Annotated in this window: 2 protein-coding genes; one reads left to right on the top strand and one right to left on the bottom strand. The window is 40.8% G+C overall.

The genetic code is table 11. The features are described 5' to 3' along the window. Positions 1–91: 91 nt before the first annotated feature. On the top strand, positions 92–1,405 hold the full coding sequence (locus tag CXF89_RS19020) for a M20/M25/M40 family metallo-hydrolase (protein WP_121955470.1): 1,314 nt from the start codon (positions 92–94) through the stop codon (positions 1,403–1,405). A gap of 64 nt (positions 1,406–1,469) precedes the next feature. On the opposite strand, the gene CXF89_RS19015 is transcribed toward CXF89_RS19020, so the two are convergent. After that, on the bottom strand, positions 1,470–2,153 hold a 684-nt coding region (locus CXF89_RS19015), incomplete at its 5' end, for a response regulator transcription factor (RefSeq protein WP_145990848.1).

Genomic DNA, 2,153 nt, shown 5'->3' with positions numbered 1-2,153 from the left:
AAATTAGTTAAAAATCACAATCTACCCCTATTGAATCCTCTGTATTTTTACTTCATATTAAATATTCTTATTTCTCACTTATTATGCTGTTATGTCATTTTTTAAATTTAGCCATGCACTTATCCTCACACTTGCTAGTACCCTACCGCTTACAAGCCATGCTGCGCTTGATAAAAATGAGCGTGAAATAGTAAAACAGGTCGATAAAAATATTCCCCAAGCACTGCAAGAAATAGAGCAAGCCGTAAATATTAATAGCGGGTCGCTTAATATTGAAGGTGTAAAAAAAGTAGGTGCGCTGACAAGTGAGCAGCTTAAAGCCATTGGTTTTAAAGTAGAATGGCTGGATGGCAGTGCGTTTAACCGCGTAGGGCATGTACTGGCAACACATGAAAGTAAAAACCCCGATGCAATAAAAATACTGATGATCGGCCATCTAGATACGGTATTTGCCAAAAACGATAACTTTACTACCTACAAACAACTTGATGCCGATACAGCCAGTGGCCCAGGCGTTGCCGATATGAAAGGCGGTAACACGATAATAATTACCGCACTTAAAAGCTTACAAGCCCTTAATTTACTCGAAAATGTAAGCATAAAAGTATTATTGACTGGCGATGAAGAAAGCAGCGGTCGCCCACTTAGCTTATCTAAACAAGCTATTGTTGATGCAGCAATTTGGGCTGACGTAGCGCTTGGCTATGAAAATGGCGATAACAATATAAAAACAGCTATGGCGGCGCGCCGTGGTTATACCGGTTGGACGCTAAATGTAACGGCAAATGCAGCGCATTCGTCACAAATATTTAGCGAAAGCGTTGGTTATGGCGCTATTTACGAAGCATCACGCATTTTAAATGATTTTAGAGAGCAACTTGCCACGCAACCTAATTTAACATTTAACCCAGGGCTTATTGTAGGTGGTACAAATGCCGACTACGACAGTGCTAATTCGTCAGCAACGGCGTTTGGTAAAAGTAATGTAATAGCACAAACCGTGCATGTAGCAGGTGATTTACGCGCACTATCGCCAAAGCAATTCGAAAACGCAAAAAGATCAATGCAACTCATTGCTAGTAACAGTTTAAATGGCAGTAAAGCAGAGCTTATTTTTGAAGACGGTTACCCGCCAATGGCATTAACTGATGGCAATAAAAAGCTATTAGAATTATACAGCGACGCAAGCCATGATTTAGGCTTCAACAAAGTAGTAGCCGCCAACCCACGCAACGCAGGTGCAGCTGATATTTCGTTTGCCGCAAACCATGTTGATATGGCACTTGATGGTTTAGGCTTGATGGGCAGCGGTGCGCACACTAAAAACGAAACAGCCGATTTAACCAGCCTTGATAAAAACATTAAAAAAACTGCATTACTCATTTATAGATTAGGAAAACTGTAATAGTAAATGTATTTCAAAGATGAGCGTAGGCCAAATAATAACCGTCCTACGCTTGTACTTACTTTTAAGACATTATTTTAAACAATAATTCTCGCACTGTGGCCGGTTCAAACGGTTTATCACAAATAGCATCAACTCCCGCTTGAGCTATATTTGCTAGGTGCGTTTCGTTTGCCTCTGAGCTCACCATTAAAATAGGAATATGTGAGTAGCTATTTGAGCTTCTAACGGCTTCTGTTAGTTCTCGCCCATCCATTTCTGGCATATTGTAGTCGGTTACAATTAAGTCAAACGATTGGTTATTTAAGTGCTCAATAGCTTCTTTACCGTTTTCAGCTTCTACCGGTGCAGGTATTCCCATACCCGCAAGTACGCGTATTATGTGTTTACGCGCAAAGCGGCTGTCGTCTACCACTAAAACTCGCAGCAGCGTTACGTCAAAGTGATCAAGTTCTACTTCTTCTTCGCTTATAATATCGAGGGTTGCTTTGAGTGCGCGGGTAATGGCTTTTGCGCTAAAAGGCTTAGGCAAAATAGCTAGGACACCCGATTGGCGTAATTGCTCAAGGTATTTTTTATTACGCTCGCTCGATATAAGCATAAAAGGTTGATGCTCGGTGATAGGGTTTGATCTTATTTCTTGCAATAGTGAATCGGCTGTCCCGTCAGATAAATACATAGAGCTTATAACTAGATCAGGGTGATAAATTGCTAATAAGCTAAGCGCTTGTGTTTGTGTAGATGCAGT

It is taken from the genome of Pseudoalteromonas sp. MelDa3, assembly GCF_002863625.1.
In the GTDB taxonomy this organism is placed as follows: domain Bacteria; phylum Pseudomonadota; class Gammaproteobacteria; order Enterobacterales; family Alteromonadaceae; genus Pseudoalteromonas; species Pseudoalteromonas arctica.
Note: the sequence above shows the minus strand (reverse complement) of the source record. Positions and strands in the feature narration are given on the sequence as shown.